We start from the raw sequence: 14,074 nt of genomic DNA on the forward strand, positions 1-14,074 counted from the left end.
ATGTCCCCGACCTTCCCAGGAGGTCTCCATGCCACGGAGATCGAAAGTTCTGTCCGGCACCCTCGTCGCGAGCGCGTTACTGCTGACCTCGATCGGTATCGGCACGGTCGCCGCCAACGCGGACACGCCCGCCGCGTCCGCCCCGGCCTCCGCCGCGCATGCCGGACACACCATGGCCGTCTCGACCGCCGCCTCGCCCGAGGACCCGGACGGCGACGGCTACATCCCCGCGAACCCGCCGGTCACCGGTGTCACCCCGTCCACGAAGGAGCCGCCGCACCGCTACTTCCACGAGTTCCAGGCCAACTGCGCGGTCAGCCACACGGCGCCCGACGACCCGATCGTCTACGCGCAGCAGCCGGGCAAGTCCCACGACCACACCTTCATGGGCAACACGACGACCAACGCGTACAGCACCACCGCCTCGCTCGACGCCGGGTCCACCACCTGCCTGGCGCCCGGCGACCGCTCGGGCTACTGGATGCCGACCATGTACGAAGGCGACCGCCCGGTGCTCCCGGTCGGCCCGCAGACCATCTACTACAAGGCCGGCGTCACCGACTACACCAGTGTGCGCCCCTTCCCGAAGGGATTGCGCTACGTCGTCGCCAGCCCGATGCAGAGCGCGCAGGAGTTCCGTGACCACCCCGGGTTCGTCGAGGGATGGGAGTGCGGCGACAGCTTCTTCAACGTCGACTTCCCGACCGACTGCCCCGACCGTCAGGACGTCCAGGTCAACATCCGTTTCCAGGCGCCCAGTTGCTGGGACGGCAAGAACCTGGACACCCCGGACCACAAGAGCCACATGGCGTATCCGGTGGTCAACCCCGGGACCAACAACAACATCTGCCCGGCCGACCACCCGGTCGCGCTGCCGATGATCGAGTTCAAGATGGCCTTCCCGGTCAACGGCGACCTCTCCCAGGTGCGACTGGCCAGTGGCGCGAGCTACTCGTTCCACTACGACTTCTTCAACGCCTGGGACGAGGCGACCCTGGACGCCATGGTCGGCCACTGCATCGTCGGCGGGCTGCAGTGCGACGCTCGCGGCTACGACCAGACCCACCCGGAGGCCGGAGCGGCGCTCAACGAGGACTACGAGCTGCCCTGACCGCCCTTCGGCCCCTGAGACCGGCCCGGCCGTCCTGCCCCCGCCACGGCCGGGCCGCCCCCCCATACCCCGCAGACCGGAGACACACCCCGATGAGCCGACCCCGTACCCCCACCAGCAGACTCACCCCCGCCCGCAGACTCACCGCCCCCCTGACCGCCGGCCTGCTCACGCTCGGCGCGCTCACCGCCCTGCCCGCCGCCCAGGCGCACGCGGCCGGCAGCGTCGTGAAGGTCACCGGCGGCCAGGGAAACTGGCAACTGACCGTGGACGGCAACCCGTACACGGTCAAGGGCCTCACCTGGGGCCCGTCCCCGGCCGACGCCGACCGGTACATGCCCGACCTGGCCTCCATGGGCGTCAACACCATCCGCACCTGGGGCACCGACGCGAGCAGCCGCCCGCTCCTCGACTCCGCCGCCGCCCACGGCGTCAAGGTCATCGCCGGCTTCTGGCTCCAGCCCGGCGGCGGCCCGGGCAGCGGCGGCTGCGTCAACTACCTGACCGACACCGCGTACAAGGACCAGATGCTCGCCGAGTTCCCGCGCTGGGTCCAGGAGTACAAGGACCACCCCGGCGTCCTGATGTGGAACGTCGGCAACGAGTCGGTGCTGGGCCTGCAGAACTGCTACAGCGGCGACGAGCTGGAGCGCCAGCGCGACGCCTACACCACCTTCGTCAACGACGTCACCAAGAAGATCCACGCCGTCGACCCGAACCACCCGGTGACCTCCACCGACGCCTGGGTCGGCGCCTGGCCCTACTACAAGAAGAACGCCCCCGACCTGGACCTGTACGCCGTCAACTCCTACGACGCCGTGTGCGACGTGCGCTCCGCGTGGGAACAGGGCGGCTACACCAAGCCGTACATCGTCACCGAGTCCGGACCGGCCGGCGAGTGGGAGGTGCCGGACGACGCCAACGGCGTACCGGAGGAACCCACCGACCAGGCCAAGGCGCAGGGCTACACCGACGCCTGGAACTGCGTCACCGGGCACCGCGGAGTCGCCCTGGGCGCGACCCTGTTCCACTACGGTACCGAGTACGACTTCGGCGGCATCTGGTTCAACCTGCTGCCCGCCGGCCAGAAGCGGCTGTCGTACTACGCCGTGAAGCGGGCCTACGGCGGTGACACCTCCGGTGACAACACCCCGCCGGTGGTGAGCGGCTTCGGCGTCGAGGGCGACGCGGGCAAGGTGCAGGCCGGCAAGGACCTGGTCCTCACCGTGCGCGCCGGCGACCCGGACGGCGACCCGATCGCGTACGAGGTGCTGGCCAACAGCAACTACATCGACCAGAGCAAGCAGTTGACCACACTCCCCGTCACCGACCTCGGCGGCGGCCGCCTCAAGGTCACCGCCCCCGACCGGCCCGGCGTCTGGAAGCTGTACGTCAAGGCCACCGACGGCAGGGGCAACGTCGGCGTCGAGACCCTCTCGGCGCGGGTCGTGCCACCCGCCGTCGACGGTACGAACGTCGCCCTCGGCAAGCCGGCCACCGCGTCCTCCTTCCAGCCGAGCTACGGCGACTGCCCGTGCACCGCCGCCAACGCCGTGGACGGGAACCCGGACACCCGGTGGGCCAGTGACTGGAGCGACCCGCAGTGGGTCCAGGTGGACCTCGGCACCCGCACCGCGTTCCGGCACGTCCAGCTGTACTGGGAGTCCTCCTACGCCAAGGCCTACACCGTCCAGACCTCGGACGACGGACAGAACTGGCGGACCGTGTCCACGGTGACCGACGGCAACGGCGGCGTCGACACCCTCGACGTGTCCGGCACCGGCCGCTACGTACGCGTCAACGGCACCGCGCGCGGCACGGGTTACGGCTACTCGCTGTACGAGCTCGGCGTCTACGCCTGACGCCGGGGACGAGGGGAAGGGGGGAGACCCGGGTGGGGACGAGTGACGAAGAGATCGACCGGCTGCTCGGCAAACTGACACCACGCGCCCGCGCACTGCTGCTGAACGGCGCCACGACCTGGCGCACGAGGGCGGAACCGGCAGTGGGGCTGCGGGAGTTGGTGATGTCGGACGGCCCGGCGGGCGTACGGGGCGAGGCCTGGGACGAGCGGAGCACCTCTCTCCTGCTGCCCTCCGCCTCGGCGCTCGCCGCCACCTGGGACGACGCCCTGGTCGAAGACCTCGGCGGCCTGCTCGCCGCCGAGGCCCGGCGCAAGGGCGTGGACGTCCTCCTCGCCCCGACCCTCAACCTGCACCGCAGCCCGCTGGGCGGCCGGCATTTCGAGTGCCTCTCCGAGGACCCGGAGCTGACCGGCCGCATCGGCGCCGCGCTGGTCCGCGGCATCCAGGCCCACGGTGTGGCCGCCACCGCCAAGCACTACGTGGCCAACGACTCCGAGACCGACCGCCTCACCGTCGACGTGCGGGTGGGGGAGCGGGCGCTGCGGGAGGTCTACCTCGCCCCCTTCGAGGCGGCGGTGGCCGCGGGGGTCCGGCTCGTCATGGCGGGGTACAACGCGGTCAACGGCACCACCATGACCGCGAACGCCCTGCTCGCCGACCCGCTGAAGAGCGAGTGGGGCTTCGACGGCGTCGTCGTCTCCGACTGGGGCGCGGTGCGCGCCACCGCCGACACCGCCCGGGCCGGCCTCGACCTCGCCATGCCGGGACCCGACGGCCCCTGGGGCGAGGCGCTGGCCCGCGCGGTGGCCGAGGGCGAGGTGCCCGAGCCGGCCGTCGACGACAAGGCCCGGCGCCTGCTGCGCCTCGCGGCGTGGCTGGGCGCGCTGGACGAGCGCGACGCGTCCCGATCGCCGGCCCCGGACGGACCGGCTGCCTCACCGGTCCCGCTTCTGCCGTCCGGCGCGAGGGATGCGTCGGCCTTGCCCCTTCCGCCCGGCGCGGAGGGCCCGCCGTACCGGGGTCCGTCGCCTGGCGTGGAGGGATCGCCGGGCCGGGGCCTGCCGCCCCGGGCGGGGGTCTCATCGACTTCGGCGCTCTCGCCGGGTGTGGACGGTGCGGCGGGCCAGGATCCGTGGCCCGGTGCGGAGGGCCGCCCGGGCCGGGGTCCGACGCACGGTGCGGAGCCGTCCGGGCCCGGTCCGCGGCGTGCCGGGGACGGCCGGGTGCCGGCCCGTCGTGCCGTCGCCGCCGGTGCCGTGCTGCTGGCCAACAGGGACGTCCTGCCGCTCGACCCCGACCGCCTCGGAACGGTCGCCGTGATCGGCGCGCACGCCGCGCGGACCCGTACCCAGGGCGGCGGCAGCGCGGGCGTCTTCCCGCAGGACGAGGTGTCCGTCCTGGACGGCATCCGGGCCGAACTGCGCGGCCGGGCCCGCGTCGTGTACGTCCCGGGCCCCCGCCCGGACGGCCCCGCACCTCCACTGGACCCGGACACCTGCACCGATCCGCGCTCGGGGCTGCCCGGCGTCCTGCTGCGGATGCTCGACGCGGACGGCCGCGAGTTGTACGCCGAACGGCGGCGCGGCGGGCGCCTCCTGGAGCCCCGGCTGGTGCCGGGCGCGCACACCGTCGAGATCGGCGCCCGGTTGCGTCCCCGCACCGGCGGCTCCTGGTCCCTGGGCGTGGCCGGGTTCGGCCGGATGAGCCTGACGGTGGACGGACGCACCCTGCTGGAGGGGGACTTCCCGCCGTCCACCGACGATCCGGCGGTGGTGCACGTCAACCCGCCCGCCCAGTACACAACGGCCGACCTCACCGTCGGCCGGGACACCCTGCTGGTGGCCCGCCGCGAGCTGGCACCCGGCACCGGCCGGGCGACCGTCCTCGTCGCGGCCCCGCCCGCCCCGGACGTGACCGCGTCACTCGCCGAGGCCGCCCGCGCGGCGGGTGCGGCGGACGCGGCGATCGTGGTCGTCGGCACCACCGAGCACGGGGAGTCCGAGGGCTACGACCGTACGGGCCTGGCGCTCGGCGCCACCCAGGACGCACTGGTCCGGGCCGTCGCGGCCGCCAACCCGCGCACCGTCGCCGTCGTGAACAGCGGCGGCCCGGTGGAGCTGTCCTGGCGGGAACAGGCGGGCGCGGTGCTGCTGGCCTGGTTCCCCGGACAGGAGGGCGGCGGTGGACTGGCCGACGTGCTGTTCGGACACGCAGAGCCGGGCGGACGGCTGCCCACCACCTGGCCGGCCGTCCTCGCCGACGCCCCGGTCACCCGCACCCGCCCCGACGGCGGCCGCCTCGACTACGACGAGGGCCTGCACCTCGGTTACCGGGCCTGGCTGCGCCACCACCGCACGCCCGCCTACTGGTTCGGCCACGGGCTCGGCTACACCACCTGGACCTACGAGGAGCTGACCGTCCCGCCGGTGACCAGGGCGGGCGACGACCTCACCGTGCGGGTGCGGGTGCGCAACACCGGAGTGCGGGCGGGCCGGGAGGTCGTCCAGGTGTACCTCGCGCGGCCCGCCTCCGCGCTCGACCGTCCCGCGCGGTGGCTCGCCGGGTACGCGGCGGTGCGGGCGAGCCCGGGGGAGACGGTGACGGCGACGGTGCGCGTCCCGGCGCGGGCGCTGTGCCACTGGTCGGTGACGGAAGGCGCCTGGCGTACGGAGGCGGGGCCCTGCCGGGTGCTGGCCGGGCGGTCGGCGGGGGACGTGCCGCTGGTCGCTGACCTGGAGGTGGTACCCCCGGCTTCCGCGTGAGGGCGGACGGAGCGGGGTGGGGGGGGCGGGGCGGGGAGAGCGCTCTACCGTGCGCCGGACCCGGCCGGTTAGGGTGCGGGCATGAGCAGACAGGCCCCGACCCTGGAGGACGTGGCCCGGGAGGCCGGCGTCTCCCGGGCCACCGTCTCGCGGGTGGTCAACGGCGTCCGCAACGTGGACCCGGCCATCCAGGACCTGGTCCGCCGGGCCATCGAACGGACCGGGTACGCACCCAACCAGGCCGCCAGGCAGCTGGTGACCCGGCGCACGACCACCGTCGCGCTGGTCGTCTCGGGCGCGGGCGACGCCACGGACACCGAGCAGAACGCCTTCGCCACGCGGGTCTTCGCCGACCCGTTCTTCGGCCGCGTCGTCGGCGGCGTGGTCGGGCATCTGCGGCCGCGCAGGATGCATCCGGTGCTGATGTTCGCCGAGACGCCCGAGGCCCGGCAGGAGGTCGTGGCCTACCTCAGGCAGGGCGGCGCGGACGGCGCGCTGGTGGTGTCCACGCACCCCGACGACCCGCTGCCCGCGCTGCTCGCCGGCGCCGGACTGCCGGCGGTGCTGTTCGCCCGTCCGGGCCGCCCCGTGCCGCTCAGCTACGTCGACCTGGCCCACCGCGACGGCGGCCGGCTCGCGGCCGAGCACCTGCTGGAGCGGGGGTGCCGCCGGATAGCCACCGTCGCGGGCCCGCTGGCGGTCGCGGCCAGCCAGGAGCGCCTGGCCGGCTTCCGCGACACCCTGGCCCGGCACGGGCACCCGTACGTGCCGGTGGCCGAGGGCGGCTTCACGGTGGACAGCGGCATGGCCGCGATGACGGCACTGCTCGCCGAACACCCCGACACCGACGGCGTGTTCACCGCCAACGACCTGATGGCCCAGGGCGCCGTCCAGGTGCTGCGCGACCACGGACGCCGGGTGCCGCAGGACGTCGCGGTCGTCGGCTTCGACGACTCCAGCGTGGCCGTCACCTGCCGTCCCCGGCTGACCACCGTTCGGCAGCCGGTGGAGGAGATGGCGGCCACGATGGCACGCCTCCTCGACGACCACATCAAGGGCACGCGCGGCGAGCCCACGTCGGTGATCTTCGACCCGGAGCTGGTGGTACGGGACTCGGCCTAGGGGATCTCGTTTGGATCGTGCCGGGGCCGCGGGGTCCGGCATGCGCTCCCCCACTGCCCCAAAGGCGTGGGAGGCACCCCCAGCGGCGTTGTCGTCGCTCGAGTCGGCGACAAGGCACCGTTGCCTGGAGTCGGCCCGATCCACACGACACCCCCTGGTGCGGGCGGCCCGGGTCAGGGGAGCGCGGCCTCGATGTCGGCGAGGTGGGCGGCCAGGATCTCCTCGAAGGCGGCGCCGCGGTCCGCGCCCAGCGGGCGGATCTCGCGGGCGAAGTGCGCCAGTGCGGGGAAGCGCTCGGGATCGGCGCCCAGCACCGCGACGCGGAACTGCTCCATGCCCTGCTCGTGCTCCTCGGTGCCGACGGCGCCGAATCCGCCCTCGGCGGTGATCAGCGAGGAGATCAGGATCACGAGCCGGTGGTAGCGCGCCGGGACCTCGTCGTCGGGCAGGCCCGAGGCGCGCAGGGCCTGGAGCACCTCTTCCATCATCAGCCGGGAACCCGTGCCGCCGGAGCCGTGGCGCCCCCAGACCGCGGCGAGCTGCGGCTGCTGCCCGAAGGCCTCCCGCAGCCGCAGGGCCACCGCGGTGAGGCGCTGCTTCCAGTCACCCTCGGGCCGGTAGCCGTCCATGGCGGACAGCAGGATCCGGTCGGCGACCGCGCGCAGCAGTTCGGTCTTGTTGCGGAAGTGCCGGTAGAGGCTGGAGGAGTCGGTCCCCAGCGCCGCGGCGAGCTTGCGCACGCTGAACGTCTCGGTGTCCCCCGCGAGCAGCAGCTCCGCCGCCGCGTCCAGGATCTGCTCGGTCGACCAACGCCTTCGGCCTGCCATCTCGCCGTTCTCCCTGCCGCTCTCGGTTGCTCTCGGTTGCTCTCGGTCGCTCCCGGGCGCCTCCCGGTCGGTTCAGCCTAGTCCACGCACCTGCCGCTGCACGCGCCGCGCGCATGCCCTCATCCCTCGCCGCGCTGCCCCGCCAGCCTCCCCCCGAGGGCCGCCCGCCATGCCGGGGCCGGCGCGGGGGAGTCGACCGGCGGACGCCGGCCGCCGCGGGCGAAGAACGCCGCCAGGGGCAGGATCGCGGCGCCCACCGTCACCGCGTCGGGTCCGAGGCGGCCCAGTGCGATGCCCACCCGTCCGGCGGGGTGCCGCAGGGCGTGGGCGAGCGTGTGGGCCCGCACGGACTCCAGGAAGGCCGGGCCCAGTTGCAGTCCGGCCCAGCCGCCCACCAGGATCCGCTCGGGCTGGAAGAGGTTGACCAGGTCGGCCAGCCCCGCGCCCAGGTACTCGGCGGTCTCCGCGAGCACCCGCGACGCCACCGGGTCCGGTTCGCCTCCGGGCCCCGGCCTGGCCGCGGACAGCATGGCGGTCAGCGCGGCCTCCTCGTCGGCGCCGGGCGGCGGCTGCCCGCCCGCCTCCCGCCACCGCGCGAGCAGCGCCTCCGCCCCGGCGTACGCCTCCAGGCAGCCCCGCGCTCCGCAGCGGCAGCGGCGCCCGCGCACCCGTACCGTCAGGTGCCCCCACTCCACCGCCTGCCCCTGCTCGACCTCGTCGGTGACGACGCACGCGCCGACCCCGGAGCCGAAGAGCACGACCACGGCGTTGCGCGCGCCGCGTCCGCCGCCGAACCACATCTCGGCCTGTCCCAGCGTCCTGGCGCCGTTCTCGACGAACAGCGGTACGTGCGCGGGCAGTCGGCCCGAGCCGCGCAGCAGTGCCTCCAGCGGGACCGCGTCCCAGCCGACGGTCTGGCCGTGCACCAGGGTGCCGTCGGCCGTGTGCTCGACGATGCCGGGGACACCGATGCCGACCCCCAGCAGCTCACCGCGGCCCCGCGCCCGGCCGCCGGTGCCGTCGGCGGCGAGCACCTCCGCGACCCCGTCGAGGATGTGCCCGGCGACGACACCGACGTCGTACGAGCGCGACCCGTGACCGGGCAACGCGCGCTCCGTCCGGGCGAGTTCGGACATCGACAGGTCGAAGAGCTCCACGCGTACGCGGGTCTCGCCGACGTCGACCCCGACGAGGCGCCCCCGGTCCGCCGCGACGCGGACCAGGGTGCGCGGCCGGCCGCCGTCCGCGCCGAGGGTGCCCGCCTCCTCCACCAGTCCGTCGGCCATCAGCTCCGCGACCACATTGCTGACAGAACCCGAACTCAGGCCCGCCGCCGAGCCCAGCGCGAGCCGGCTCATCGGCCCGTCGAAATACAACCGTTGCAGAACGGTGCTGCGGCTCTCCCGCCGCAGGTCACGGACCGTGCGCCCGCCGTGCCTGGCCATCCGGCCCCTCCCATTTCCGCCCCGGCGCGCCCCTCGAACGTGCGCGAGACCTTGACGAGTCTTTCTCTCGGGGTTTAACTCACGTCCTAAATTAAGCCATGAGGGGCTTCGGAAGGGAAACAGCCGAAGCCGCCGTCGGGACTTCCCGACCGACTCCCGGAAGGAACCCAGGAGCCATGCGCAGCATCCGAGCCGCGGCCGTAGGCGCCGTCACCATGTCTCTCGCACTCGCCGCCACGGCCTGCGGAGGGGGCTCCTCCTCGGGCGGCGGATCCAACGACTCGCCGAAGGAACTCACCTACTGGGCCTCCAACCAGGGCGCCAGCATCGAGGTCGACAAGAAGGTCCTCCAGCCCGAACTCGACAAGTTCGAGAAGGAGACCGGCATCAAGGTGAAACTGGAGGTCGTGCCCTGGTCCGACCTGCTGAACCGGATCCTCACCGCCACCACCTCGGGACAGGGCCCCGACGTCCTGAACATCGGCAACACCTGGAGCGCCTCCCTCCAGGCCACCGGCGCCCTGCTGCCCTGGGACGCCAAGAACTTCGAGAAGATCGGCGGCAGGGACCGCTTCGTCGACTCCGCACTCGGCTCCACCGGCGTCGAGGGCCAGGACCCGGCCGCGGTCCCGCTGTACTCGATGGCCTACGCGCTCTACTACAACAAGCAGATGTTCGCCGACGCCGGCATCACCAAGCCCCCGGCCACCTGGGACGAGCTGGTCGAGACCGGCAAGAAGATCTCCAAGAACGGCAAGTGGGGCCTGGGTGCCGAGGGCTCCAACCTGTCCAACAACATCCACCAGGTCTTCGTCCTCGCCAAGCAGCACGGCGCCGACTTCTTCACCGCCGACGGCAAGCCCGACTTCACCTCCGACGGCGTCGTCGCCGCCGTCAAGCAGTACGTCGACCTGATGGCCGAGGACAAGGTCGTCGCGCCCGGCAACGCCGAGTACGCGCAGAACCAGTCCCTCAGCGACTTCGCCAAGGGCAAGACCGCGATGGTGCTGTGGCAGACCGCCTCCGCCACCTTCAAGACCATGGGCATGAAGGACGACGAGTGGGGCGTCGCCCCCGCCCCCGTCCCGTCCGGGGCGCCCGGCGCCGGCCAGGCCACCAACTCCATGGTCGCCGGTATCAACATGGCCGTCTTCAAGAACAGCGACAACATCGACGGCGCCACCGAGTTCGTGAAGTTCATGACCGGCGACGCCGAGCAGAAGCTCCTCAACAAGGCCTACGGCTCCATCCCGCCGGTCAAGGCCGCCCAGTCCGACCCGGCGTTCAACACCCAGGCCACCGCCGTGCTCCGCGAGACCCTCGCCACCAGTGCCGCGGCCCTGCCCCAGGTGCCCGACGAGTCGCAGTTCGAGACCGCGGTCGGCACCGCCGTCAAGGAACTGTTCGCCGACGCCGCGAACGGACGCGAGGTGACCACCGAGTCCGTCAAGGAGAAGCTCGCCAAGGCACAGCAGCAGATGCCCAACAAGTGAGCGCCCCGACCTTCGACTTCGAACCGGCCCCACCGACTCCGACACGGACACGGACCTCGCCATGACCACCACGACCGCCTCGGCGCAGCCCGGCGAGCGGACGGTCGGCAAGAGCTCCCCCGGGACGGCGCGCGGACCCCGCCGCCGCCCCGGGCGGATCCGCCGCATCGGCCTGCCCTACCTGCTGCTCCTGCCGGCCCTGCTCCTCGAACTCCTCGTCCACCTGGTGCCGATGGTCATCGGCATCGTGATGAGCTTCAAGGAACTCACCCAGTTCTACATCCGCGACTGGACCACCGCCCCGTGGACCGGCCTCGAAAACTTCACCATGTCGGTGGACTTCGACGCCCCCGTCGGCGAGGCGCTGCTCCACTCCTTCCTCGTCACCTGCGCCTTCACGATCCTCTCCGTCGGCCTGTGCTGGCTGATCGGCACCGCCGCCGCGATCTGCATGCAGGACGCCTTCCGCGGCCGGGGCCTGCTCCGCGCGATCTTCCTGGTGCCGTACGCCCTGCCGGTCTACGCGGCCGTCATCACCTGGGCGTTCATGTTCCAGCACGACAACGGCCTGGTGAACCACGTCCTGCACGACCAGCTCGGCCTCACCGACAAGCCCTCGTTCTGGCTGATCGGCGACAACAGCTTCGTCGCGCTGCTCGTCGTCTCGGTGTGGAAGGGCTGGCCGTTCGCCTTCCTCATCGTCATGGCCGGCCTGCAGAACATCCCCAAGGAGCTGTACGAGGCCGCCGCCCTCGACGGCGCCGGAGTCTGGCAGCAGATCCGCCGCATCACGCTGCCGTCGCTGCGCCCGGTCAACCAGGTCCTCGTCCTGGTGCTGTTCCTGTGGACGTTCAACGACTTCAACACGCCGTTCGTCCTGTTCGGCAAGGCGGCGCCGGAGGCCGCCGACCTGATCTCCATCCACATCTACCAGTCGTCGTTCGTCACCTGGAACTTCGGCGCCGGCTCGGCGATGTCGGTCCTGCTGCTGCTCTTCCTGCTCGTGGTGACGGGCGTGTACCTGTTCCTGACCTCCCGGGCCACCCGGACGCCCCGGGCCTCCCGAGGAAGGAAGGCAGCCGATGTCTAAGTCCACGATGGCGGCCCCGCGCTCCTTCGTCTGGACCCGCCGCGTCTTCCTCACCCTGCTCACCGGCTTCGTCCTGCTGCCGGTGTACGTCATGGTCTCCAGCTCCCTGAAGCCGCTCGAGGACGTCTCCAGCCAGTTCCACTGGCTGCCGAGCAACCTGACCGTCCGCCCGTACATCGACATCTGGTCGACGGTCCCGCTGGCGAAGTACTTCGTGAACTCGCTGATCGTGGCGGGCGCGGCGACCGTCTGCTCCGTCGTGATCGCGGTCTTCGCCGCCTACGCCGTCAGCCGCTACGAGTTCCGCGGCAAGCGGGTCTTCTCGGTGACCGTCCTGTCGACGCAGATGTTCCCGGGCATCCTCTTCCTGCTGCCGCTGTTCCTGATCTACGTCAACATCGGCAACGCCACCGGCATCGCCCTGTTCGGCTCCCGCGGCGGCCTGATCCTCACGTATCTGACCTTCTCGCTCCCCTTCTCCATCTGGATGCTGATCGGGTACTTCGACTCGGTCCCCCGCGACCTGGACGAGGCGGCCCTGGTGGACGGCTGCGGGCCGCTGCGCGCCCTGTTCAAGGTCGTCGTGCCCGCCGCGATCCCCGGCATCGTCGCGGTCGCCGTCTACGCCTTCATGACCGCCTGGGGCGAAGTCCTGTTCGCCTCCGTCATGACCAACGACGCCACCCGCACCCTCGCGGTCGGACTCCAGGGCTACTCCACGCAGAACGACGTGTACTGGAACCAGATCATGGCCGCCTCGCTGGTCGTGAGCGTCCCCGTGGTCGCGGGCTTCCTGCTCCTCCAGCGCTATCTCGTGGCGGGCCTGACGGCCGGAGCCGTCAAGTGACCGGCACGCCCCAGCACCTTCACCCCCACCCCGAAAGGACCTTCGTGACCATCGACTTCGCCGCACTCCCGGACGACTTCCTGTGGGGCACGGCCACATCGGCGTACCAGATCGAGGGAGCCGTGGCGGAGGACGGACGTTCGCCGTCGATCTGGGACACCTTCTCGCACACTCCCGGGAAGATCGACAACAACGACCACGGCGATGTCGCCTGCGACCACTACCACCGCACCCACGAGGACATCGAGCTGATGCGGCGGCTGGGCACCAACGCCTACCGCCTCTCCGTCGCCTGGCCGCGCGTCCTGCCGGGCGGCGACGGCCCGGTCAACGCGAAGGGCCTGGCCTTCTACGACCGGCTCGTCGACGACCTGCTGGCGGCCGGCATCACCCCGTCCGTCACCCTCTACCACTGGGACCTGCCCCAGGTGCTCCAGGACCGGGGCGGCTGGCCGGAGCGCGCCACCGCCGAACACTTCGCCTCGTACGCCTCCGTCGTCGCCGAACGCCTCGGCGACCGCGTCGGCCACTGGGCCACCCTCAACGAGCCGCTGTGCTCGGCCTGGATCGGGCACCTGGAGGGCAAGATGGCCCCCGGCTGGACCGATCTGACGGCGGCCGTCCGCGCCTCCTACCACCTGCTCCTGGGCCACGGCATGGCGATGGAGGCCATCCGCGCGGCGGCCCCGGACGCGCGGGTGGGCATCGTCAACAACCTCTCCACCATCCACGCCGCCACCGACCGGGAGGAGGACCTGGCCGCCGCCCGCCGCATGGACGGCCACACCAACCGCTGGTGGCTCGACCCGATCCACGGCCGCGGCTTCCCGGAGGACATGCGCGAGGTCTACGGCGTCGAACTCCCCGAGCGGCCCGGCGACATGCGGCTCATCGGCGCCGAACTGGACTGGCTGGGCCTGAACTACTACTTCCCCCAGACCGTCGCCGCCGACCCCACCGGCCCCGCCCCGCACGTGCGCACCGTCCGCCGTGCCGGCGTCCCGCGCACCGGCATGGACTGGGAGATCGACGCCGGCGGGATCGAGGACCTGCTGCTGCGCCTGACCGAGGAGTACGGGCCGCGCAAGCTGTACGTCACCGAGAACGGCTCCTCCTTCCCGGACGTGATCCGTCCCGACGGCACGATCGACGACCCCGAGCGCCAGGAGTACCTGACCGCCCACCTCGCGGCCTGTGCCTCCGCCGCCCGCAGGGGAGCCCCGCTGGCCGGCTACTTCGCGTGGTCGCTGCTGGACAACTTCGAGTGGGCGTACGGCTACGACAAGCGCTTCGGCCTGGTCCACGTCGACTACGCGACCCAGGTCCGCACAATCAAGGGCAGCGGACACCACTACGCGGACATCATCGGCCGGGCGCGCGGGAGAGAGCGCAAGGCCGCCTGAGACCCCGTGGTGGGTGCGGATGCGGGAGTCCGCGCCCACCACGGTCCGCGCCCATCACGGTCCGCGCGCACGAACTGTTCTGTCAGGTACATGACCATGTTCACGGCAT

At 72.3% G+C, this 14,074-nt stretch carries 10 protein-coding genes; 8 read left to right on the forward strand and 2 right to left on the reverse strand.

Annotation, left to right across the window (positions count from 1 at the left end; translation table 11 throughout):
* Positions 1–28: 28 nt before the first annotated feature.
* The 4 genes from ACZ7MF_RS09110 to ACZ7MF_RS09125 all read left to right on the forward strand — a co-directional run bounded on the left by ACZ7MF_RS09110 (position 29) and on the right by ACZ7MF_RS09125 (position 6,860).
* Entirely contained in the window at positions 29–1,111 is a 1,083-nt protein-coding gene (locus ACZ7MF_RS09110; RefSeq protein ID WP_471475451.1) for a DUF1996 domain-containing protein, read from the forward strand.
* 92 nt (positions 1,112–1,203) lie between these two features.
* Positions 1,204–2,973, forward strand: coding sequence for a discoidin domain-containing protein (locus ACZ7MF_RS09115; RefSeq protein WP_471475452.1), 1,770 nt, complete (start codon positions 1,204–1,206; stop codon positions 2,971–2,973).
* Positions 2,974–3,005: 32 nt separating this feature from the next.
* Entirely contained in the window at positions 3,006–5,738 is a 2,733-nt protein-coding gene (locus ACZ7MF_RS09120) for a glycoside hydrolase family 3 C-terminal domain-containing protein (protein WP_471475454.1), read from the forward strand.
* 81 nt (positions 5,739–5,819) lie between these two features.
* Entirely contained in the window at positions 5,820–6,860 is a 1,041-nt protein-coding gene (locus ACZ7MF_RS09125; RefSeq protein ID WP_471475455.1) for a LacI family DNA-binding transcriptional regulator, read from the forward strand.
* Between the two features lie 173 nt (positions 6,861–7,033).
* On the opposite strand, the gene ACZ7MF_RS09130 is transcribed toward ACZ7MF_RS09125, so the two are convergent.
* Both ACZ7MF_RS09130 and ACZ7MF_RS09135 read right to left on the reverse strand, forming a co-directional pair.
* Positions 7,034–7,687, reverse strand: a complete 654-nt coding sequence (locus tag ACZ7MF_RS09130; RefSeq protein WP_471475456.1) for a TetR/AcrR family transcriptional regulator — start codon at positions 7,685–7,687, stop codon at positions 7,034–7,036.
* Positions 7,688–7,806: 119 nt separating this feature from the next.
* On the reverse strand, positions 7,807–9,132 hold the full coding sequence (locus tag ACZ7MF_RS09135) for an ROK family protein (RefSeq protein ID WP_471475458.1): 1,326 nt from the start codon (positions 9,130–9,132) through the stop codon (positions 7,807–7,809).
* A gap of 176 nt (positions 9,133–9,308) precedes the next feature.
* On the opposite strand from ACZ7MF_RS09135, the gene ACZ7MF_RS09140 reads away from it, so the two are divergent.
* From ACZ7MF_RS09140 to ACZ7MF_RS09155, 4 genes are all read left to right on the forward strand, one after another.
* A complete protein-coding gene (locus tag ACZ7MF_RS09140) occupies positions 9,309–10,625 on the forward strand; it encodes an ABC transporter substrate-binding protein (RefSeq protein WP_471475459.1) in 1,317 nt (438 codons plus the stop codon).
* 61 nt (positions 10,626–10,686) lie between these two features.
* Positions 10,687–11,715: a carbohydrate ABC transporter permease gene (locus ACZ7MF_RS09145; protein ID WP_356861839.1), complete on the forward strand. Its 1,029-nt coding sequence runs from the start codon at positions 10,687–10,689 to the stop codon at positions 11,713–11,715.
* A 7-nt stretch (positions 11,716–11,722) separates the two neighbouring features.
* Positions 11,723–12,562, forward strand: coding sequence for a carbohydrate ABC transporter permease (locus tag ACZ7MF_RS09150; protein ID WP_471477201.1), 840 nt, complete (start codon positions 11,723–11,725; stop codon positions 12,560–12,562).
* 44 nt (positions 12,563–12,606) lie between these two features.
* The gene (locus tag ACZ7MF_RS09155) at positions 12,607–13,965 is read left to right on the forward strand and encodes a GH1 family beta-glucosidase (protein WP_471475460.1); all 1,359 of its coding nucleotides are present in this window, start codon (positions 12,607–12,609) and stop codon (positions 13,963–13,965) included.
* The last annotated feature ends 109 nt before the right edge of the window (positions 13,966–14,074 follow it).

The organism is Streptomyces sp. NPDC111628 (genome assembly GCF_055635195.1).

Excerpts from the sequence above, each read along its gene's own strand:
- ACZ7MF_RS09110 (WP_471475451.1), top strand. The coding sequence starts at position 29 with ATGCCACGGAGATCGAAAGTTCTGTCCGGCACCCTCGTCGCGAGCGCG.
- ACZ7MF_RS09115 (WP_471475452.1), top strand. The coding sequence starts at position 1,204 with ATGAGCCGACCCCGTACCCCCACCAGCAGACTCACCCCCGCCCGCAGA.
- ACZ7MF_RS09125 (WP_471475455.1), top strand. The coding sequence starts at position 5,820 with ATGAGCAGACAGGCCCCGACCCTGGAGGACGTGGCCCGGGAGGCCGGC.
- ACZ7MF_RS09130 (WP_471475456.1), bottom strand. The coding sequence starts at position 7,687 with ATGGCAGGCCGAAGGCGTTGGTCGACCGAGCAGATCCTGGACGCGGCG.
- ACZ7MF_RS09135 (WP_471475458.1), bottom strand. The coding sequence starts at position 9,132 with ATGGCCAGGCACGGCGGGCGCACGGTCCGTGACCTGCGGCGGGAGAGC.
- ACZ7MF_RS09140 (WP_471475459.1), top strand. The coding sequence starts at position 9,309 with ATGCGCAGCATCCGAGCCGCGGCCGTAGGCGCCGTCACCATGTCTCTC.
- ACZ7MF_RS09145 (WP_356861839.1), top strand. The coding sequence starts at position 10,687 with ATGACCACCACGACCGCCTCGGCGCAGCCCGGCGAGCGGACGGTCGGC.
- ACZ7MF_RS09150 (WP_471477201.1), top strand. The coding sequence starts at position 11,723 with ATGGCGGCCCCGCGCTCCTTCGTCTGGACCCGCCGCGTCTTCCTCACC.